We start from the raw sequence: 20200 nt of genomic DNA on the forward strand, positions 1-20200 counted from the left end.
GCCCGCGCTAGGTGCCGGACAGCGGTAGCTCTCCCGGATACGTCCATTCGACCTCGGCGGAGAAGCTGGCTTCGATGGTTGGCAGGTCGCCCGCCGCCACCGCCTCGACGTACCGGGTCACCACGGTTCTCGGGTCGTTCGTCATCTGTTCTGGTCCTTTCCGATGGTCAGTACTGCGTTTCCGCGGATCCGGCGACCGCGAAGGTCGCCGAGGACCGCATCGGTCCTGGACCAGTCCTCGACCCTGCCGAGCTCCGGGTGCAGCCGGCCGGTCGCGACGAGCCGCACGAGCGTCCCCAGGTCAGGTCCGTCCGCTGCCTCGGAGTCGTAGTGGAAGTGCCGGATCGTGGCCGCCTCCGGACCGGCGAAGTAGTCGAAGAAGTCGATCCGGGGCGCCTCCCGACTTGCCTGACCGAACCAGATCAACGCCCCGCGGGGTCGTAGCTTGGCGAGTGCGATCGGCAGGCTGCTCCCTCCGACCGACTCCAGCACGAGATCGAACGGCCCACGCGCGTCAGCCACGTCGTACGCGAGAGCCTCGGCGCCGAGCTCCAGGAGTCGGGCCCCGCGTTCGGGTGACGAGACCACCGCCGTGACCTCTGCTCCGGCCGCGGCGGCGAGTTCCGTCAAGTAGTGGCCGACGCCGCCGGATGCACCGGTCAACAGGATCCGCCGGCCGATGACACTGCCGGCAGTCCGGAGGAGCCGGAGCGCGGTCAGCCCAGCCAGTGGCAGCGCGGCGGCTTGCTCAATCGGAACCGCATCAGGCAGTACGGCGACCTGCTGCGTCCGTACTGCGGCGCGTTCGGCCCAGCCCGAGTGCGGAAGATGCGCGACCACTCGCGTTCCGACGGCCGGTCCCGAACCGTCCGCGGCAGACCGGATCACCTGGCCCGCGATGTCCTTGCCCGGCCGCCACCCGGGGCGGTCGGTCTCCAGCTGGAAGGTTTCGCCCCGGTTGACGGAGAAAGCGGCGACCTCGATCGTCAGCTCCTCCGGAGAGGGCTCGACCTCCGCCACCTCGACGACCTCGACCCTGCTGGACCCCACCGGCACCACTGCCCGCACCGGACTCCTCCTTCATTAGACTCGGCAACGAAGCTACGGGCGCGGCAACGGCCGTGGAAGACGGCACTTTCTACTGCTAAAGGCACCAAATGGATACCGACCAGGTCAGCGGCAAGTGGGACGCCACCAAGGGCGCCTGTCCGACCCGTCAGGTCCTCGGCCGGATCGGCGACACCTGGACGATGCTGGTGATCAGCACCCTGGAGGCGCAGGGCACGCTGCGCTCCGGGCAGTTGAAGTCGGCCATCGAAGGCATCACCCAGAAGATGCTCACCCAGTCGCTGCGGCACCTCGAACGCGATGGCGTCGTCCGGCGTGACGTAGTTCCTACTGTGCCGGTCACCGTCACCTATACGCTGACGCCGCTGGGTCTGAGCCTGGGCCTGGCCGTCGCCACGATGCGCACCTGGGCCTACCAGCACATGGACGAGATCGTTGCTGCCCGCAACGAGTACGACGAAGCGCGCGAGACCTGACCCCGGAGGAACACCCCAGTGGATCTGCAACTGTCCGGCCGTACTGCCGTTGTCACCGGGGCTAGTAAGGGGATCGGGCTGGCGTGTGCCGAAGCCCTTGCCCGGGAAGGTGCTGACGTGATCGCCATCTCGCGGGATCCGGAGAATCTCGCGAAGGCGCAGGAGGAGCTGGCTGCCAAGGGCCTGACGATTCGGGTCGAGGCGGTCGACCTGACCGATGCCGACGCGACCAAGGCGCTGTTCGGGCAGATCGGGCCGGTCAGCGTCCTGATCAATTGCGCGGGCGCGGCTCGCCGTACGCCGGTGGACGAGCTGAGCAGCGAGACGCTGCATGCGGCGATGGAAGCGAAGTACTTCACCTACATGCACTCGACCGAAGCCGTGATCCGCAAGATGGCCGAGCAGGGTCACGGCTCGATCGTGAACGTGGTCGGCCAGGGCGGCCGCCAGGCGAACGAGCTGCACATCGGCGGCGGCGCGGCGAACGCGGCGCTGATGCTCGCCTCCGTCGGTTACGCGAAGGCGTACGCCGGACGCGGGGTCAGGGTGAACGTGATCAACCCCGGCATGACCCTCACCGGACGGGTGGACGAAGGCCTGGAGGCGGCAGTTCGCGCAACCGGTCGTCCGAAGGAAGAACTGCTCGCCGAGATGGTGCAGAACATCCCGATGGGTCGCGGAGGCGAGCCGGCCGAGGTGGCGTCCGTCGCGGTCTTCCTCTCCTCGCCGCGCGCGAGCTACGTCACCGGCTCCATCATCACCATGGACGGTGGGGTCACCTCAGCTATCTGAGCTTTCAGTCCGAGAACGGCGTCCGGGGCCGCGGTACCGGTTCGCCGTCGATGGTGAAGTCGACGCGCTCGTTGTAGAACGCGATCAGGCCGGCGATGGGCAGCAGCGGCGCGGTCGGGAAGTCATAGGACCAGGCGAGGTCGGGATGCGGGCCGACCGACCAGTACCCCGTGGTGCGGCCCTTGTACGGGCAGGCGGTCTCGGTGTCGCTCGGCGTGAGGTGCTCGAAGTTCACGGCGAGCCGGGGGAAGTAGTAGCGCGGCGGCAACCCGGTCTCGAACACGATCACCGTCGAGGCCGACTCGGCCAGCACCTTGCCGTCCCGCTCCACCTTGACCGACCGCGACGACCGGATCGCGTCGCAGCGGCTGTACGGGTTGCGGGGATGGACGAAGACCTCTTCCTCCTCCTCGAACCAGCTGTCCATCGCGGCCCAGTCGAACCGCACCAGCCCGGCCGCCACGCCGTCGTCGTACACGCGGGCCTGCCCGTTCCCAGCCGTATGCACCCTGGCTTTGCCGCGGTCGTGGTCCTCGGTCTCGCCCGTATCGACCAGTACGCCGTCCGCCACGTCCGCCAGCGGCACGTAGTACTGGGGGTACGGCGGGAACTCCCACAGGTACTTCGCGTCGAGTGTGTCCACGACGACCCGGCCGCCCAGCTTCGCGCGGATCCGCCGCGGCACCGGCTCGACGTGGTCGACAGGCGCAATGGCTCTCGGGTATCCGCTCATCTCCCCACCCTAGACACGCAACGTCCGAAGAACCGAGGGCCAGGACCCTCGGTTCTTCGGACGTAAGGAACTTGCCGCGGTAACTCTCCGTGGCGCTGTGATCCAACTGCGACACAACTGACATCAACATAGCGACCACCTGGTGCCGTCTTACCCCGTGTAAGTGAGGCGTGACCCGGGAGGCGGGTCCGCCCGTATGGGAGGGGTAGACCATCAACACTTCAAGGAAGTTCGGCCGTACCGCGATCGCCTTCGCCGGCGCCGCGGCTCTGGTGGCAGCAGCCGCCGGTGCCGCCGGTGCCGCGATGTCCGGTCCGGACAAGGCCGCCGCCGCGGCGGATCCGGCACTGAAACTGGTTGCCGGAAGCAATGATGTGACGCTGGACCGGATCCCGGACTACGGCGTGGTACTGGACTTCGGGACGCATCTGGTCGCCGGCCCGCGGGCGATCGAGGTCCGCGCCACCCGGAAGTCCTACGGCGACCCGATCGTCGGCAAGCAGATCGTCGACGGTTACCCGGTCGCGCTGCCGAAGGGAGCCGTCACCGACTGGGCGGGACTCGGCAAGTTCCTGCACGTCACGCTGACCGATTCGACCGGCAAGAAGGTGCTCGACCGCGACCAGGCCTTCTGCCTGAACGGGGAAGGGTCCCGGACCCGCCCGGACGCGCCGGACACCTCGCCGTACCCGTCGGAGTGTGGTGCGAACCCGTTCACGCTCGGCGCGGTCTGGGGCCTGCAGGCCGGCTGGTCGTCGAACACCTACAACTACTACCAGGACCAGAATCCGGCGGACCTGCCGGTCGGCAAGTACACCGCCAAGATCAGCATCAACAAGCAGTACCGCGACTACTTCAAGATCCCGGCGGCCGGGTCGGGCGTCACGCTGAACGTCACGATCCAGGACCAGCAGGGCTGCGACCCGGGTCACGGCGTCGCGGACGGCTGCAAGTCAAAGTCCTTCAAGGCGGCGGCGGTCAAGGCGGCCGTTGCGAAGAGCAAGGCGCCGACCCCGAATGCCAAGCGGCCGACGGGTAAGGCGAGCACGCCGAAGGGCCCGAAGCCGGACCTGCGCCCGCTGCCGGCCCTGGCAGATCACGGTCGGCCCGGGGGAGGAGGGCCCCAGCGCGCAGCGCGACTACCTGTCGTTCGCCGCGGCCGTCTGGAACGCCGGTCCGTCCAAGCTGGTGCTGGACGGTTTCCGTCAGCAGGGCAAGGACCTGATGGACGCCTACCAGTACTTCTACGACGCCAACGGCAAGCAGGTCGGCTACCAGAACACCGGCACCATGGAGTGGGACGCTCGCGAAGGCCACAGTCACTGGCACTTCACCGACTTCGCCCGCTACAGCCTGGTGTCGAGCAACCAGACCGAGATCGTCCGCAGCCAGAAGGAAGCCTTCTGCCTGGCCGCGACCGACTCGATCGACTACACGGTCAAGGGTGCGGAGTGGCACCCGCAGAACACCGATCTGCACACCGCGTGCGGCAACCACGGATCGCTGTCGGTCCGCGAGGTGCTCGATGTCGGATCCGGTGACACCTACACCCAGACCCTCCCGGGTCAGTCGTTCGACGTCACCGACCTGAAGAACGGCACGTACTACGTCCAGGTGACCGCGAATCCGGAGAACCGCCTGTTCGAGTCCAACACCAAGAACAACGTGTCGCTGCGCAAGGTCATCCTTGGCGGCACCCTGCATCACCGTACGGTCCAGGTCCCGCCGGTCCAGCTGGTCGACGCTCCCTGATCCAGTGCTCGCGCCCCGGACCGCTCCAGGGGCGCGAGCGCTGCACTCTCGTCGGCAGGCGCCTGGGGGGCTTGCCGACGAGTATCGTCTTCTTGACAATAAAAGTTGTCGGTGAGAGGGTCGGGCCGTGGACGACCTGGCGGTAATCGACGACCCGACCGTGGCGGGGGTGTCGCTGGATCCTGTCCGGGCGCGATTGCTGGCGGAGTTGGTGGAGCCTGGATCGGCGACGACCTTGGCGGCCAAGCTGTCGCTGCCGAGGCAGAAGCTGAACTACCACCTGCGGGCCCTGGAGAAGCACGGGCTGGTCGAATTGGTGGAGGAACGCCGCAAGGGCAACTGCACCGAACGGGTGCTGCAGGCGAGCGCCTCGGCGTACGTGATTTCTCCGGGTGTGCTCGCGGGAGTGCAGCCGGACCCGGCCGTGTCGCCGGACGGATTGTCGGCGCGTTGGCTGCTGGCGCTCGCGGCGCGGACGTTGCGCGAGGTGGGAGAGTTGCTGGTCGGCGCGCGCAAGGCGCGGCGCAAGCTCGCGACCTTCGCGGTCGACGGTGAGATCCGCTTCGCCTCCGCGGCTGATCGGGCCGCTTTCGCCGAGGAGTTGTCGGCCTCAGTGCGCGGCCTGGTCGCCAAGTACCACGACGAGACCGCGCCGGCCCGGGCGCAGCCACCGGCTGTTGGTCGCCGTCCACCCGAAGCCGTCCCGGCCTACTTCCTCTGGAGAACAGCGATGACCGACGAACACAAGATCGAGATAGAGATCCCGCTGGACGCGACCCCGGACGAAGTCTGGGACGCGATCACCACCCGCGAGGGGATGACCGCCTGGTTCTTCCCGATGGAGGTGGCGCCGGACGAGAACGGCGTATCACCCGGCGGGCAGATGACCAACTGGGAGCCGGGCCATGGCTACACCGTCGTCGCCGGCGAGAACACCTTCGAGTACCTGATCGAGGCGCGCGACGGCGGTTCCGCCGTACTGCGCTTCAGTCAGACCGGCTTCACCGCTGACGACTGGGAAGCGGAGTACGAGGCGACGGCTCGCGGGTGGGGACTGTACTTCCACACTCTCGCGCTCTATCTGTCCGCCTTCAAGAACGAGCCGGCGACGTACGTCGTTGCTGAAGGCCCCGAATCGTCGAAGACCGCCGAAGCGTGGCAGCAACTGTTGTCGGTGCTTGGTGCGTCGGCTGTCGGCGACAAGGTGGAGATCACCGTCCCCGGTCTCGACCCGATCATCGGCGAGGTCGACTACCTGGGGCCCAGCCATCTCGGGATCCACGCGGACCGGGCGCTGCTGCGGTTCCACGACCGGAGCCTGCTCGGCATTCCTGTTGCCATCGGCCACCATTACTACGGCGACCAGGACGCCGACCGCCTGCACAAGGGATGGACGTCCTGGCTCGCCGCTCAATATCAGTGATGCAGGGGTTTACGCCTCGAACGCCGGGGGCGCGGCGCCGGGTTGCCGCCGCGATGGTGCCTGCGGCCGAGCGGGAACGGCCGGTCGATCCGGGGCGCCGCGGGGCGGGCCAGCCGCACAGGGGTCTGCTCCAACCCGAGGACCGGCGGCTGTAGCCACGGCGAACGGGCCGAGCGGACGATCACGAGCCGGAACCGGCCGGCCCGGGCGAGCTTGATACCGATCGCGACCGTCGCGACCGCTGGGATCAGACCGGCCAGCAGCAGCCCGACCCGGGCACCCCAGTGCTCGGCGATCCAGCCGACGAGCGGACCACCGATCGCGCCGCCGCCGATGAAGACCAGGTTGTAGATCCCGGCGACCCGGCCCCGAAGACCGTCCGGCGTGGTCAGCTGCACCATCGACTGGGCCGCGGTCAGGAACATCAGGGTGGCCATACCCAGCGCGCAGAGCAGCGGCAGGAAGGTCCACAACGACGGCTGGATCGCGGCCACCATCTCGGTGACGGCCAGGATCGAGGCGATCCCGACCAGGTTGCGCAGCCGGGTCGGCCTGATCCGCCGGGCCGACAGCAACGCCCCGGCCAGGGATCCGACCGCGACGACAGAGTTCAGTAGGCCGTACCCGGTGGCTCCGGTCTGGAAGACGACCTTGGCGAACGCGGTCAGCGTCACCGGCAGGCTGATGGTGAACATCCCGAAGAGGCCGACCAGGGCCACGGCCCAGCGCACCGCCGGCTCATGGAAGGCGTAGCGGACGCCGTCACGCAGGCCGTCCCGGATCCGGACGCCCTGGCTCGCCTTGCGGGCCGCGTTCAGGCCGGGCATCTCGTGCTCGCGCATCATCAGCAGCGCGGAGATCGAGCCGAAGAAGGTCACCGCGTTCAGCGCGAACGCCCAGCCGGTGCCGACGGCGCCGATCATCGCGCCACCCAGCGCCGGGCCGATCAGGCCGCCGAGCTGGAAGGTGGACGACACCATGCTGATCGCGTTCCGGAGCCGCTGCTTGCCGACCAGTTCGGTGACGAACGACTGCCGGGTCGGATTGTCGACCGCGGTGGCCAGGCCGAGGACGAGCGCGAGTGAGTAGACCTGCCAGACGTGGACGTCGCCGGTCAGGGCGAGGACGGCCAGGACGCCGGCCAGCGTGCCCATCGTCGACTGGGTGACCAGCAGGATCCTGCGCTTGGGGAAGCGGTCGGCGATCACCCCGCCGTACAGGCCGAGCAGGAGGGTGGGGAGGAACTGGAGCGCCGTGGTGATCCCGACGGCGGTCGGGCTGCCGGTCAGCGTCAGCACCAGCCAGTCCTGGGCGATTCGCTGGACCCAGCCGCCGGTCGAGCTGACGAAGAGGCCGCTGACCAGGAGGCGGAAGTTGCGGACCTGTAGAGCGCTGAAGGTGTCACGGAACCCGGGTCGCCGCTGGGCCGCGGGGAGTTCACCGGGAGTTGGTTGCGTACTGCGGTGGGTGTGGAAATCGGGAACGGGGTGGACAGAACCGGTGGCCCGGGTGGTCAAGAGTCATCCCTACGAAGTGGGCTGTCAGGGGAGGTCCTTTCCATCCTCAACGTTGGAGAGCTGGTTCCGACAGCGAATTACTCCTATTAGTCTTATTGCGTACCGCAATGAAAGAGTCGTCGGTGGCTCAGGAAAGGATGGCTCCCGTGGCCTATGATCCGGATCAGTTGCGCACCTTCCTCGCGGTCGCCCAGTCGCTCAGCTTCACCCAGGCGGCCGAGCGGCTCGGGATCCGCCAGCCGACGGTCAGCCAGCACGTCCGCAAGCTGGAGACGGCGGTCGGGCGGCCGCTGTTCGTCCGCGACACCCGGACGGTGACGCTCACCGCGGACGGCGAGGCGATGGCCGGGTTCGCCCGGACGATCCTGGCCGCGCACGAGGAAGCGGTCGGGTACTTCACCGGATCGGAGCTGCGTGGGCGGCTGAGATTCGGGGTCACCGACGACCTGGCGCTGACGCCGCTGCCGCGGATCCTGCGCGACTTCCGTCAGCTGTATCCACGGATCGACCTGGAGCTGACCGTCGCCCAGAGCCCGAACCTGCTCCGCCGGGTCGAGTCCGGTCACCTGGACCTGGCCTATGTGAAGCACCCCGTGGGCGGCGGGTCGGACCCGAACGGCAGGCTCGTCCGCCGCGACCCGCTGGTCTGGGCGGGCATCTCGGGCACGCGGATCGCACCCGACGGACCCGTCCCGCTCGTGGCGTACCAGGCGCCCAGCCTCAGCCGGTCCCTCGGCGTACAGACTCTTGAGCAGGCCGGCCGCTCGTGCCGGATCACCTGCATCGTGCGCGGCGTCAACGGCGTACTGGCCGCGGTGCGGGCCGGGCTCGGGATCGCCATCTTCGCCCGCAGCCTGATGCCGGTCGACCTGGTCGAGCCGCCCCCGAGCGCTGGGCTGCCCGAGCTGCCGTCGATCGACCTGGTGCTGATCACGAACCCGCGAGCGGCCAAGGAGCCGGCCGAGGCACTGACCGCCGCCATCCTCGGCAGCAACGCGCCGCTGAAGCCCCAGCCCAGCTAGGACGTGTCTCCAAACCCTGTGCGTGCTGCGCGGCACTCGGGACGGCACCTGCTCGCGACTGCACAGGGTTTGGAGACACGCCCTAGTTCGTCAGCGCGTCGCCGCGGATGACCAGGGTGACGATGGCGACGGCCGCTATCGCGAGGGTGAGCAGGAACGGCGCGTTCTTCCAGACCACGTTCAGCACCAGCAGCCCTGCGTTGACTGTCAGGGTGATCCAGCCGATCGCGCCGACAGGCCCGTCCGGGGCGATCACCAGCAGCGCCGTGGCGACCGCGAGGGGGAGTGGGGCCAGCAGCCGGGCGAGTTCGCCGAGTCGTTGCGGCCAGCCTCGAACGCCGGTGGCGAGATCGTCCGCGAGATCCGGTACGACGTTTGCCAGGTGGGCACCGACGCCGAGGAGTGCACCGGCGGCCGAGGCCCACCAGGGGGCCCAGGCATCGGTCGTACCGAGGGTGACGAAGGACGGCAGCAGGCCGAACGCGACGGCGTACGGGAACCAGGAGATCCGGGTGGATTTCAATTTGAGGTTGTATGCCCAGGCGGCTGCCACGGCGACGAGATGGGCGAGTCCGGCGAGCAGGCCGCTGGCCAGTGAGAGCGGGACGCAGACGATCACCATCAGGACCGCGCCGATGCCGACTGTCCGGCGACTCACCAGTCCGAGGACGATCGGTTTGTCCTTTCGGTCCACACTGGTGTCGCGGGTTGCGTCAATCGCGTCATTGCTCCAGCCGATCGAGAGGTGGCCGGTGAGGATTGCTGCGGCGACAAGGAAGCAGCCGGTGGCGTTGCGGCCGGCTGACCAGGCGACCAGGGTGATCAGGGTGGTCACGGCAACGGTCGGGCCCGGATGGGACGCCATCCCTAGACCCTTGATGGTGCGGGCGAGGCTGGTCGCCGATGCGGGGCTGGTCACCGAAGCAACGATGCCACGATGACGCGGATCGCCGCGGTAAAGGCCGCGTTGCCGCCGAACCGATATGAGCAGCACGAGCTCACCGATGCTTTCGCCGAGATCTGCCTGCCCGATGGCAAGGGGCATGCGCTGCTGCGTCGGCTGCACCAGAACGCCGGTGTGTCCCATCGGCATCTGGCGCTGCCGCTCGAGCAGTACGCCGTACTGAAGGACTTCGGCGCGGCCAACGATGCCTGGATCTCGGCGGCGGTCGAGCTGGGCACAGAGGCAGTCTCCGGAGCACTGGCGGCGGCGGGGTTGTCGGTTGCCGATGTCGACGTGCTGATGTTCACCACGGTCACCGGGGTGGCGGCGCCGTCGATCGACGCGCGGGTGGCGATGCGGCTCGGCATGCGGGAGGACGTGAAGCGGCTGCCCTTGTTCGGCCTCGGTTGTGTCGGGGGAGCGGCGGGGATAGCGCGGCTGCACGACTACTTGAAGGCCTGGCCGACGCACGTCGCAGTACTGCTGTCGGTCGAGCTGTGTTCGTTGACCTTGCAGCGCGACGACTCGTCGTTGCCCAACCTCGTTGGTGGCGCGCTGTTCGGCGACGGTGCGGCCGCGGTGGTGTTGACCGGTTCGGATCACGCCGCTGCCAACGGCCCATCGGTGGTGTCGACGCGGAGCCGGCTGTATCCGGACTCCGAGCGGGTGATGGGCTGGGATGTCGGCGCGGGTGGGTTCCGGATCGTGCTTGGCGCGGACGTGCCCGAGGTCGTTCGTCAGTACCTCGGAGGGGACGTTGTGTCGTTCCTTGCCGACCACGGGTTGACCGTGCCCGAGATCGGCACCTGGGTGTCTCATCCCGGTGGGCCGAAGGTCTTGGAAGCGGTGTCGGAGACGCTCGGGTTGCGACCTGGCGCGCTGGATCTGACCTGGAAGTCGTTGGACGCCGTTGGCAACTTGTCGTCATCTTCGGTGCTGCACGTGCTCGGTGACACCTTGCGCCTGGATCCTTCGGGGATGGGTGTACTGCTGGCGATGGGCCCTGGTTTCTGTTCCGAGCTCGTACTGCTGGAGTGGTGATGTCAACGTCGTTGTGGTGGTACGTCGTACTCATCGTGGTCGTCGGTCTGGAACGCGTGGCCGAGTTGGTGGTTTCGCTGCGCAACGCCCGGTGGAGTTTCGAGCGAGGTGGGGTCGAGACCGGCAAGGGGCACTACCCGTTCATGGTCGTGCTGCACACGGGGTTCCTGGCTGGCTGTCTGGTCGAGGCGATCGTCGCGGACCGGCCGTTCGTACCGGCGCTGGGGTGGACGATGCTCGCGGTGGTGTTGCTGGCGCAGGGCTTGCGTTGGTGGTGCATCACGGTGCTCGGGGCGCAGTGGAACACGCGGGTGATCGTCGTACCGGGGGCGTCGTTGGTTGCTGCTGGCCCCTATCGGTGGCTCCGGCATCCGAACTATGTCGCAGTGGTGGCTGAGGGGATCGCGTTGCCGCTCGTGCATACGGCGTGGATCACCGCGGTGCTGTTCCTGTTGCTGAACATTCCGCTGCTGACAGTGCGGATCCGCGCCGAAGAGGCCGCGTTGGACACCGCTCTGACGAAGTGATCGACCTCCTCGTCGCCGGTGCCGGTCCGGCTGGTGCGGCGGCCGCGATCCGGGCTGCGCTTGCTGGGCTTTCGGTTGTGGTGGTCGAGCCGCGGTCAGGCCCGATCGACAAGGCTTGCGGCGAGGGCGTCGCGCACAGCGCGGTGGAGTACTTGTCGCGGCTTGGAGTAGAGGTGGAAGGCCGGCCTTTCCACGGCATTCGCTACCTGGACTCGTCGCATTCTGTCGACGCGCGGTTCCGGGCCGGTCCAGGGCTCGGCGTACGGCGTACCGCGTTGCAGCAGGCGTTGTCGGACCGGCTGGGCGAGTTGGGCGTGCCGGTGGTCGCCGGCCGGGTCGGGGCTATCGTGCAGAACGGCTCGTCGGTGACGGCCGCTGGTTTTACAGCTCGGTATCTGGCGGCGGCCGATGGGTTGCACTCGCCGATCCGTCGTCAGCTCGGCCAAGGGATCGACCGATCAGGCGAGGTGCGGCGCGGGTTGCGGAGACATTTCTCGACAGCGCCGTGGACAGAGCTTGTCGAGGTCTACTGGTCGCCGCTCGGCGAGGCCTATGTGACCCCCGTGGCCGACGACCTGGTCGGTGTTGCCGTCCTGACCTCGGCTCGCGGTTCGTTCGACTCTCATCTGGAGGCGTTTCCGGCGCTGAAGCGTCGTTTGAAAGGTGCCGAGCCGGCTTCCGAGGTGATGGGCGCCGGCCCGTTGCGCCAGCGAGTACGTGCTCGAGTCGTTGGCCGCGTGATGCTGGTCGGCGACGCTGCCGGATATGTCGACGCGTTGACGGGGGAGGGGATCGCGGTCGCGTTGCGTACCTCTGCCGAACTGGTCCGTTGTGTGCTGGCGGACCGGCCGGAGGATTACGAAGCAGCCTGGCGCCGGGTTTCCAGGGAGGCCCGTTTTCTCACCGCATCGTTGCTGTGGGCCCGCAACAGGTCGTTGCTCGCTCCCCGCATCGTGCCGGCGGCGGCTGCGTTACCTCCGGTCTTCGGCGCGATCGTCAATCGGCTGGCCTAGGTTTCGGCCGGCTCGGCTGGTGGATTTCGCCCGGGGCCGGTGAAAACGCGCGGGCCCGGCGATCGCTCAGACAATCGCCGGGCCACGCGGTGCCCGAGCATCCTGGTGAAAAGCTCGGGCGGTCGTCCCAGCATCCTGGTGAAAAGCTGGGACGGTTTGCCCCAGCATCCTGGTGAAAAGCTGGGGCAAGTTCTCGGGGTGATCGAGTAGCTTTGCGAGCGACCCGGCCTCCCTTATGACCTCTACAATTCCAGCCGGATGTTGCCCAACCATTGCCGGAATGTGAAGCCTTGTTACTCAGGGCTGTGGTGTAGGTCTCAGTGCTCGGTGCGGACGGCGGCGATCTGGAGCTGAAGGGCGAGGCGTTCGCGCGGATCCGAAAGGTCCAGAGTGGCGATCTCGCCGATGCGCTTCATCCGGTGCCGCAGGGTGTTCACGTGCAGATGGAGCAGCTTGGCGGCCTGCTGTGGCTGACCCAGGTAGTTCAGCCACGCCTGCAGGGTGTCCACGAAATCCGTGTCGTGCTCGATGTCGTGCCGCAGCAAGGTGGCCAGCGGACCGTCCAGCTTGGTCGTGTCCAACGAGGTGACCGCCCGGTGCACTGTCAGGAGATGCCAGGCCTCATCGACACGCAAAGCCGGCCCGGGAGCGGCTCCCCGGTGTACGAGGCCTAGTAGCTCAACCGCCTCGGCCCGGGAGCTCGGCAAGTCTGCGGGGCCTCGTGCGGGTCCGCCTGCGGCGGCCGTAGTACCAGGGGCGTCTTTTGCCAGGTCGACTACGAGTTTGCGTAGCCAGCGCCACGACCCCGGGCCGTCTGCGTCTGTGACCACCGCTAGCACGGTGCCGTCGAGGTCTGCGAGCTGCGGCTCACTCCAGCCGTGCCTGCGACCTGTCGACTCCCAGAGGTCCAGCTGCTGCGGTACGTCGTACCCGGCGGGGGAGCCGAGCGCTACGACCCGCCACGGCGGGGACGGGAGCCGTACGTCGACTGTGGTGTCCGGCGAGAACTGCCGCAGGACAGTGCGCAGTCGGTCGATCGCACTGCGCCGGGCGACGTCTGCCTGAGCGCGGAGCCGCAGGAGGTGTAGTGCGAGGACAGAGGCGGCGTTGCTCAGCTCTGTGGTCACCTCGGCGCTTACAGGCCCATCCACGACCGCCCAGATGGACCCCAGCCACTCACCGCCCGCCCGGACCGGTACTACGAGTCGCGGACGAATGCCGTTAGGCCCGTCCGGGACCAGGAACGGCTCGCTCGACTTGGCCAGCCGCCGGAAGATCCCCCGGGCCCGGAAGTGCGCGATCACCTCGGCAGGGACTCGACGGCCGACGATCGTGGAGACCCGGGTGGGGTCGGTGAGGTCCTGGCCGGAGGAGTAGGCCAGCACGCGGCTCTGGTTGTCCTCGATGGTCACCGGTGCATCCACGATGGCTGCGGCGGCGTCTGCCAGGGCGAAGAGCTCCTGGTGTACTCCGGCGTCGCCGGCGACGGGGGAGTCGGGCGCTGCTGCCCTGTCGATCACACCACGCAGGAGCCACACCACGTGCGCCCAGGTGACGCTCGGCTGGAGTGCGACGAGTGTGAGGAGCCACCGCTCGGCCGTAGCGACGACTGCGGGGTCCCGGGCGAGGGCGGCCCGCAGTACGACGCCTGACGCGTTGCCGGCGGCACAGCGCTCCAGTAACTCGACAGCATCCTCGGAATCGCGCAGGCCGAGTCCGAGGACCAGGTCGCCGGGCTGTCCGGTCGCAGCCTCTTGCGGGTCGGCCAGGAACACATCTCGAACCTCGCCGTCGCCGTGGCCGATGACGACCACCTCGAACAGGGCTGGTCCGACCGCGACGACCAGGTCAGGCGCAGTGATCATGAGGTTATTGTGCGCTCAGCACCGTCATTTGATCCATTAGTGGTGTGATCGCACCATGACAGCGCCTCGGCGCGGCCGCACCATCGATACATGGTCGCTGCTGGTTCTTCCGCACACATCGTTCCCGACCGGGTCGCCATCGTCGGCGCCGGCATGGTCGGCCTCGCCACCGCCTGGTTCCTCCAGGAGCGTGGCGTCGAGGTCACCGTGCTCGATCGCCAGGGTGTCGCCGCCGGCGCATCCTGGGGCAACGCCGGCTGGTTGACCCCCGGCCTGGCCACCCCGCTGCCGGAGCCGGCCGTCCTCAAGTACGGCGTCCGCGCGGTGCTGAGCCCCTCCTCGCCGGTCTATGTACCGCCGACCGCGAGCCCCCGGCTGCTGTCGTTCCTGACGCGCTTCGCTCGCAACAGCACCGCCGGACGCTGGAAGACCGCGATGGAGTCGCTGGTCCCGATCAACCGCCAGGCTCTCGGCGCGTTCGACATCCTGGGCAAGGCCGGCGTCGAGGCCGAGACGTACGAGGCGAAGTCCTTCCTCGCCGCTTACCGCACCGAGGCCGAGCGGGCCGTCCTGCTGGACGAGATCGAGCACATCCACGCGGCTGGTCAGGGCATCGAGTTCGAGGCGATCACGGGTGACGACGCCCGCGAGATCGAGCCGTCCCTGTCCGACGAGATCGGCGCGGCCATCCGGCTGCACGGCCAGCGCTTCATCAACCCGGGCGAGTACGTCCAGATGCTGGCCGACTCGGTCGTCGCCCGCGGCGGCAAGATCGTCACCGACGCGAACGTCTCGGACATTGTCGACGAGATCCGCGGCGTCCGGGTTGTCACCGCGGACGGGGCCAGCCAGGCCTACGACGCGGTCGTGATGGCAACCGGCGCCTGGTTCGGCGACCTGGCCCGGCGCTTCGGCGTACGGACCGTCGTCCAGGCAGGACGCGGCTACAGCTTCAGCGTCCCGATCGCGCACGTACCGGCCGGTCCGGTCTACTTCCCGGCGCAGCGGATCGCCTGCACGCCGCTCGGTGACCGCCTTCGCGTCGCCGGGATGATGGAGTTCCGCAAGCCCGACGCCAAGCTCGACCCGCGCCGGATCGACGCGATCGTCGACGCCGCCCGGCCGCTGCTGCGCGACGCCGACCTGGACGCCCGCACCTTCGAGTGGGTCGGCCCGCGTCCCTGCACCCCGGACGGCCTGCCGCTGATCGGCGCCACCTCATCGCCGCGAGTCTTCGCCGCCGGCGGCCACGGCATGTGGGGCATCACCCTGGGCCCGATCACCGGCCAGCTGCTCGCCGAAACCATCACCACCGGCACCCGTCCGGCCGAACTGGCTCCGTTCAACCCCCTCCGCTGACCGAACCCCCGGCCGGCTGGCTGCTGACAACCCCCTGTCCCAGCCGGCCGGGTTCAGAACGACCCGCCTCGTACGGCGGGGTAGCCGCACCGGGCCGCGGGGGCCTGATGCGGCGAGAGCGTGGCTCCCCGGACCTGCCCGTCCCTGCGCGGCGCGAAGATCCCGGGAGTCACGCTCTCGAGCAAGTCCCCCCGAACAGCCCAGCAGGGCAGTTGCACACGATGCGCATGTGCGGCTGCCCTGCTGTATTAATTCGGCTATTTGTTTGGTTCAGCCAGATGTTTCAGTGCGTGTGGGGCTCGGTGCCGTGTTCGGCCTCGTGGGCCGCGATCTGGGCGCGGACCTCTTCCATGTCGACCGCCCGGAGCTGACCGATCAGGTCCTCCAGCGCCGCGGCGGGCAGCGCGCCCGGCTGGGAGTACAGGACGACACCGTCACGTACGGCCATCAGCGTCGGGATCGAGCTGATCTGGAACGCCTGGGCCAGTTCTACCTGCGCCTCGGTGTCCACCTTGCCGAAGGTGATGTCCTCATGCGTCTCGGACGACTTCTCGAACACCGGTCCGAACATCTTGCACGGACCACACCACTCTGCCCAGAAATCGACCAGAACGAGCCCGTCGGAACCGACGACCTTGTCGAAGTTCTCCTGGGACAGCTCGACCGTTGCCACTACAACCTCCGCAAGTTAGACGACTACCCCATCACAACAGCACAACCCCAGCCGGTGTTCCCGGGCTGTCCCATCACCCGCCGAGCCCGGCGGAGTACAGGTGGGTTCTACCAGGGCATCGTGACGAACGGGGAGGTGTAGTCCTGGACCTCTTCGAGGATTGAGGTGCCACGAACCTTCCGGACAGCGGCTCAACTAAGATTGAGCTGTCCGGAAAGGGAAGATGTTGCCGCGTCCGAAGAAGAATTTCACTCCTGAGTATCGGGAGGAAGCTGTGAAGTCGGTGATTGAGACTTCACGTTCTGTCACTCAGGTCGCGAGAGAGCTCGGCATCAACCCGGGAACCCTCAGTAACTGGGTGAGCGCCTTTAAGCGAGACCATGCCGGCGAGGAACCGGCATTGAGCATGGACGAGCGTGCGCGGCTCCGCGAGCTGGAGCGGGAGACGCGAGAACTCCGGATGGAAAACGAGTTCCTAAAAAAAGCCGCAGCATACTTTGCCAAGGATCATCGTTGAGCGAAAAGTTCGAGTTCATCGATGCGGAGTATGCCAACAGGTTGACCCGAGAGAACGGAAATGCGCCGTCGATTGTGAAGATGTGCCGGTGGCTCGAGGTGAAACGGTCCAGTTTCAATGATTGGCGGAGCCGTCCGATGTCGGCGACTGCGCGCCGCCAAGGCGAACTCAAGCTGATCATCGTCAAGTCGTTCGAAGAGTCCGACGAGACCTACGGGTACCGGCGGGTGCATGCCGACCTGGTGGCCTGGGGTGTGACCTGTGGGCTGGAGTTGGTGCGCAAGCTCATGCGTGAGTTGGGTTTGGAGCCGTGCCAGCCGCGGCCGTGGCGGCACTGTCTGACCGAGCAGGATGGCCAGGGCCGGCCCGATCCCGGATCTGGTAGATCGGGACTTCACCGCTGATGCTCCGGGGCACAAGATGGTCGGAGACATTACCTATGTCTCGACCTGGGAAGGGTGGCTTTATCTGGCGACCGTGCTCGATTGCCACACCAAAGCTGTGATCGGGTGGGCCATGGACGACAATTACAAAACCCCGCTGATCGAAGCCGCGATCGACATGGCGGTGCGGAATCACGATCTTGTCGACGGCGCAATCTTTCACTCCGACCGGGGCAGCAACTACACTTCCGCCCAGTTCGCCGCGACTTTGAAGAACAATAATCTTCGCCAATCAGTCGGGCGGACCGGTATCTGTTACGACAATGCGATGGCCGAATCGTTCTTCGGCGCTCTCAAGAACGAGCGTACCCACCGAACCGAGTACCCGACCCGCGACCATGCACGCCGCGATATCGCCCGCTACATCGAATTGCGCTACAATACTAAACGCCGTCACTCAGGGCTCGGCTACCGGACCCCACAGCAAGCCCACGACGACTACCTGGAAACACAATCCGCCGCCTGAATCAGCCATCAAAAAGCTGTCCGGAAAGCGCGTGGCACCTCAGATCGCGCCGGCCGCTTCCGGGGTCAGCTCGGTGCGTTCCTGCTCGGCGGTGATCATCTGCTGGAGCAGCCGGGTCTCGCCGGCCGTGGCCAGCCCGGTGATCTCCGGGTGCCCGTTCAGCAGCCAGGCCGTGGCCGCCGAGATGTAGCGCTGTTCGTCGAACGGCCGGTACCAGGTGTCGTACGACTTCTCCTCGCCGTCCTGCCAGTTCCGCCGGGCGATCATCTTGATCGTCATCAGCGCCGCGTCCGATGCCCGGACGGCTTCCACCAACGCCGCGTAGTCGTCGGCGTACTGCGGATCGGTCGACAACCGGTAGTTCAGTGGCGTCAGCACGCTGTCGAAATCGAACCGCCGGAGACCCTCACGATGGACCGACGGCGCCGCCGCGGTGTGCCCGGTGATGCCGATCGCGCGCACCAGGCCCTCTTCCTTGGCCCGGATCGCTGCTTCGAGCGAACCGCCCTTGCCGGTGACCAGGTCCAGGTTCTCCAGATCGCAGACCGCGTGCATCTGGATCAGGTCGACGTGGTCGGTCTGCAGCCGCTCCAGCGACCGGTTGATCTCGGCCCACGCCTCGTCGTACGTGCGCCGCCCTGTCTTGGTGGCCAGGAAGATCCGGTCCCTCATCTCGCCCATTCGCGGCCCGAGCCGCAACTCGGCATCGCCGTAATCGGCGGCCACGTCGAAATGGTTGATACCGGCATCGAGTGCCAGCTGGATCGAGGCGTCGGCCACGTCCTGGTCGACCCCGCCGAGCGCCGCCGCGCCGTAAATCAGTACCGAACTCTGGTGTTCCAGCCGCCCGAGGCGCCGAGTCTCCATGCCAGTCCTTCCAAAAGGTCGTGTGATCGTTCAAAACCTTAGTACTTTGACCCCTCGCCACGGGAGGGTTTCTCAGCGGCTGGTCGGCGAATTCGGTTACTATGAGTGATCACTAGGTACGGTCCGCTTACCATGTTGTTCGCACGGATTTTCCAGGCTGTCGGATCCGTGTGGCAGGGTGTGCGCTGCCTGATCGAGCAAGAGCGGGCATGGGAGAGGAGCTATGGCGACGGTACCGAAGATGTCACGCTTCGAACGGAAGTGTGCATCTGCCCGCAAGTGGGGTAACAGTATGGCTGCGGGGAGCGATGGAGCATCCGGATCCTGGTCTCAGGACTCCCGGAGGACAGTTGCTTGCCGTATTCTCCCGGCTACTGTCCGCGTAACTGCTGTCTGAGGGGCGGGTAGCGATGAGTTGGTGGCGAACCGCGCTGAATCTGCCGCCAAAAGGTGAGCACTGGGCAGACCAGCGACGGACGAAACAGGGACGGACCAAGAAGGCGGGCAAAAAGACACACCCGCAGAACACCGCACCGGAGTGGTGGGCCCACCCCGATGGACCGGTGTCACCCACGCCTCGGCAAGCACAGGGCGTAGCGGCGCAGTACAGCGCGCCGCCGCCTGATTCCGGCGGCGTGATGGCGCCTCCTCGCCGACCCCAGCAGCCGCCGGCAGATCGCGGTGCCGCGGCCGCACCCAATCACGCACCGCCGCATCAGGGCCCGCGCCCGCCCGAGCGGCTACGGCAGAAGTCGCCGCACGGAGCACACGCGGCCCCGGTGCCCCTGCGAGCCCCCCTCGAGCCGAACCAGACGCCCTGGTCGACCGAGACCGAGTCATCGTTCTCGACCTGGGCACGACGCTTCTTCCGCGGCCTGGTGGTCGCGGTTCTGCTGCTCGCCGCGATCTCCGGCGTACGGTCCTGGATCCGGCCGGACAACGCCCCCTCGACCGTGGTCAGCGGCCAGGCCGGCTTTCCCGCCGACGAGGCCCGCGCGATCGCGACGCGGTACGCGGTCTCCTATCTGAACTGGGACGAGACGAATCCGGACGCCCGTCCTTCGCAGCTCAGCCTCGATCTGGCGGCCGGACTCGACGCCCGGTCCGGCTGGAACGGCCGCGGCAAGCAGACCGCCAACGCGGCGTACTCGGGTGAGGTCAAGGTCGATCCCGGCGGCGTCGCGGCAGTTGTGGACGTCCGGGTGCAGGTGCGCCCGTTCACCCTCAGCGGCCGGACCTGGGTCGGCGGCCCGTACAGCTGGCGCCGCGTCTCGGTGCCGGTCGCCCGTACGGCGTCCCGAGTGGTCGTCAGCGGCGCGCCTACCTTCGTCCCGGACGACCGGGCCGCGCTGCCGGACAACATGCCGGACGCGGCCGCGCCGGACGACGACCTGACGGCGGCAACTTTGAAGGACGCTGAGGCGTTCTTCAGCGCGTACGCCGAATCGGACACCAAGGTGTCCGCGGTGACCGCGCCCGGCGCGACCATCCGCAGCCTGGGCGGTGCGGTGAAGCTGGATCAGTTGAAGGACTGGCAGGTCTATACCGGAAACGACGACGAGCGCAAGGCCACGGCCGCCGTCACCTGGGACGGTACTGGGGACACCACCCTCGACCAGACCTACACGCTCACGTTGCGGCGGACCGTCGCCGCCGACGGAGCACAAAGATGGCAAGTGGCTGCCGTCGGATGACCACCGCTA

At 67.6% G+C, this 20200-nt stretch carries 19 protein-coding genes and 1 pseudogene; 11 read left to right on the forward strand and 9 right to left on the reverse strand.

The annotated features are described in order from the left end of the window. Window positions 1–7 precede the first annotated feature (7 nt). Both F1D05_RS39230 and F1D05_RS32870 read right to left on the reverse strand, forming a co-directional pair. On the reverse strand, window positions 8–145 hold the full coding sequence (locus F1D05_RS39230) for a nuclear transport factor 2 family protein (protein WP_206685928.1): 138 nt from the start codon (window positions 143–145) through the stop codon (window positions 8–10). Next, window positions 142–1068: a zinc-binding dehydrogenase gene (locus tag F1D05_RS32870; protein WP_185444223.1), complete on the reverse strand. Its 927-nt coding sequence runs from the start codon at window positions 1066–1068 to the stop codon at window positions 142–144. The genes F1D05_RS39230 and F1D05_RS32870 overlap by 4 nt, the downstream gene beginning before the upstream one ends. Window positions 1069–1157: 89 nt before the next feature. Between F1D05_RS32870 and F1D05_RS32875 the strand changes: the two genes are divergently transcribed. Together F1D05_RS32875 and F1D05_RS32880 are read left to right on the forward strand one after the other, a co-directional pair. After that, complete coding sequence (locus F1D05_RS32875) at window positions 1158–1544, forward strand: winged helix-turn-helix transcriptional regulator (protein ID WP_185444224.1); 387 nt, start codon at window positions 1158–1160, stop codon at window positions 1542–1544. Between the two features lie 18 nt (window positions 1545–1562). Beyond that, window positions 1563–2336 carry an SDR family NAD(P)-dependent oxidoreductase gene (locus F1D05_RS32880; RefSeq protein ID WP_185444225.1) on the forward strand — a complete coding sequence of 258 codons (774 nt, stop codon included), beginning with the start codon at window positions 1563–1565 and terminating at the stop codon, window positions 2334–2336. A 4-nt stretch (window positions 2337–2340) separates the two neighbouring features. Here the strand turns inward: F1D05_RS32880 and F1D05_RS32885 are convergent, their stop codons facing one another. Then, window positions 2341–3069, reverse strand: coding sequence for a DUF427 domain-containing protein (locus F1D05_RS32885; RefSeq protein WP_185444226.1), 729 nt, complete (start codon window positions 3067–3069; stop codon window positions 2341–2343). Window positions 3070–3290: 221 nt separating this feature from the next. Further along, window positions 3291–4001: a hypothetical protein gene (locus F1D05_RS41395; protein ID WP_246486162.1), complete on the reverse strand. Its 711-nt coding sequence runs from the start codon at window positions 3999–4001 to the stop codon at window positions 3291–3293. Between the two features lie 85 nt (window positions 4002–4086). Between F1D05_RS41395 and F1D05_RS41400 the strand changes: the two genes are divergently transcribed. Next, on the forward strand, window positions 4087–4821 hold the full coding sequence (locus F1D05_RS41400; RefSeq protein WP_246486163.1) for a lysyl oxidase family protein: 735 nt from the start codon (window positions 4087–4089) through the stop codon (window positions 4819–4821). A gap of 127 nt (window positions 4822–4948) precedes the next feature. Continuing rightward, the gene (locus F1D05_RS39470) at window positions 4949–6244 is read left to right on the forward strand and encodes a helix-turn-helix domain-containing protein (RefSeq protein ID WP_219732975.1); all 1296 of its coding nucleotides are present in this window, start codon (window positions 4949–4951) and stop codon (window positions 6242–6244) included. On the opposite strand, the gene F1D05_RS32905 is transcribed toward F1D05_RS39470, so the two are convergent. Continuing rightward, window positions 6238–7761: an MFS transporter gene (locus F1D05_RS32905; protein ID WP_185444228.1), complete on the reverse strand. Its 1524-nt coding sequence runs from the start codon at window positions 7759–7761 to the stop codon at window positions 6238–6240. The two genes, F1D05_RS39470 and F1D05_RS32905, sit on opposite strands and share 7 nt — an antisense overlap. A gap of 146 nt (window positions 7762–7907) precedes the next feature. Here F1D05_RS32905 and F1D05_RS32910 point away from each other — a divergent pair, with 146 nt between their 5' ends. Next, window positions 7908–8783: a LysR substrate-binding domain-containing protein gene (locus F1D05_RS32910; RefSeq protein ID WP_428994977.1), complete on the forward strand. Its 876-nt coding sequence runs from the start codon at window positions 7908–7910 to the stop codon at window positions 8781–8783. 82 nt (window positions 8784–8865) lie between these two features. On the opposite strand, the gene F1D05_RS32915 is transcribed toward F1D05_RS32910, so the two are convergent. After that, window positions 8866–9702, reverse strand: a complete 837-nt coding sequence (locus F1D05_RS32915) for a UbiA family prenyltransferase (protein WP_246486164.1) — start codon at window positions 9700–9702, stop codon at window positions 8866–8868. Between the two features lie 18 nt (window positions 9703–9720). On the opposite strand from F1D05_RS32915, the gene F1D05_RS32920 reads away from it, so the two are divergent. Genes F1D05_RS32920 through F1D05_RS32930 form a run of 3 tightly spaced genes read left to right on the forward strand, consistent with a single transcriptional unit; the run spans window position 9721 to window position 12307 of the window. Next, window positions 9721–10767, forward strand: a complete 1047-nt coding sequence (locus F1D05_RS32920; protein ID WP_185444229.1) for a type III polyketide synthase — start codon at window positions 9721–9723, stop codon at window positions 10765–10767. Next, on the forward strand, window positions 10767–11294 hold the full coding sequence (locus F1D05_RS32925; RefSeq protein ID WP_185444230.1) for an isoprenylcysteine carboxyl methyltransferase family protein: 528 nt from the start codon (window positions 10767–10769) through the stop codon (window positions 11292–11294). Before F1D05_RS32920 ends, F1D05_RS32925 begins: the two co-directional genes overlap by 1 nt. Then, window positions 11291–12307, forward strand: a complete 1017-nt coding sequence (locus F1D05_RS32930; RefSeq protein WP_185444231.1) for an NAD(P)/FAD-dependent oxidoreductase — start codon at window positions 11291–11293, stop codon at window positions 12305–12307. Before F1D05_RS32925 ends, F1D05_RS32930 begins: the two co-directional genes overlap by 4 nt. A gap of 317 nt (window positions 12308–12624) precedes the next feature. Here F1D05_RS32930 and F1D05_RS32935 read toward each other — a convergent pair whose 3' ends face one another. Then, entirely contained in the window at window positions 12625–14172 is a 1548-nt protein-coding gene (locus F1D05_RS32935; RefSeq protein ID WP_185444232.1) for a PucR family transcriptional regulator, read from the reverse strand. A gap of 90 nt (window positions 14173–14262) precedes the next feature. Here F1D05_RS32935 and F1D05_RS32940 point away from each other — a divergent pair, with 90 nt between their 5' ends. Continuing rightward, window positions 14263–15531 carry an NAD(P)/FAD-dependent oxidoreductase gene (locus tag F1D05_RS32940; protein ID WP_185444233.1) on the forward strand — a complete coding sequence of 423 codons (1269 nt, stop codon included), beginning with the start codon at window positions 14263–14265 and terminating at the stop codon, window positions 15529–15531. 283 nt (window positions 15532–15814) lie between these two features. Here the strand turns inward: F1D05_RS32940 and trxA are convergent, their stop codons facing one another. Beyond that, on the reverse strand, window positions 15815–16204 hold the full coding sequence (gene trxA, locus F1D05_RS32945; protein ID WP_185444234.1) for a thioredoxin: 390 nt from the start codon (window positions 16202–16204) through the stop codon (window positions 15815–15817). A 226-nt stretch (window positions 16205–16430) separates the two neighbouring features. Here trxA and F1D05_RS32950 point away from each other — a divergent pair. Next, window positions 16431–17630 (forward strand): annotated as a pseudogene (locus F1D05_RS32950) (IS3 family transposase). Between the two features lie 39 nt (window positions 17631–17669). Here the strand turns inward: F1D05_RS32950 and F1D05_RS32955 are convergent. Continuing rightward, window positions 17670–18497 (reverse strand): aldo/keto reductase, encoded by an 828-nt coding sequence (locus tag F1D05_RS32955; protein ID WP_185444235.1) that lies wholly within the window; start codon window positions 18495–18497, stop codon window positions 17670–17672. 779 nt (window positions 18498–19276) lie between these two features. On the opposite strand from F1D05_RS32955, the gene F1D05_RS32960 reads away from it, so the two are divergent. Continuing rightward, complete coding sequence (locus tag F1D05_RS32960; RefSeq protein ID WP_185444236.1) at window positions 19277–20191, forward strand: conjugal transfer protein; 915 nt, start codon at window positions 19277–19279, stop codon at window positions 20189–20191. The last annotated feature ends 9 nt before the right edge of the window (window positions 20192–20200 follow it).

It is taken from the genome of Kribbella qitaiheensis, from assembly GCF_014217565.1.
GTDB classification, from domain to species: domain Bacteria; phylum Actinomycetota; class Actinomycetes; order Propionibacteriales; family Kribbellaceae; genus Kribbella; species Kribbella qitaiheensis_A.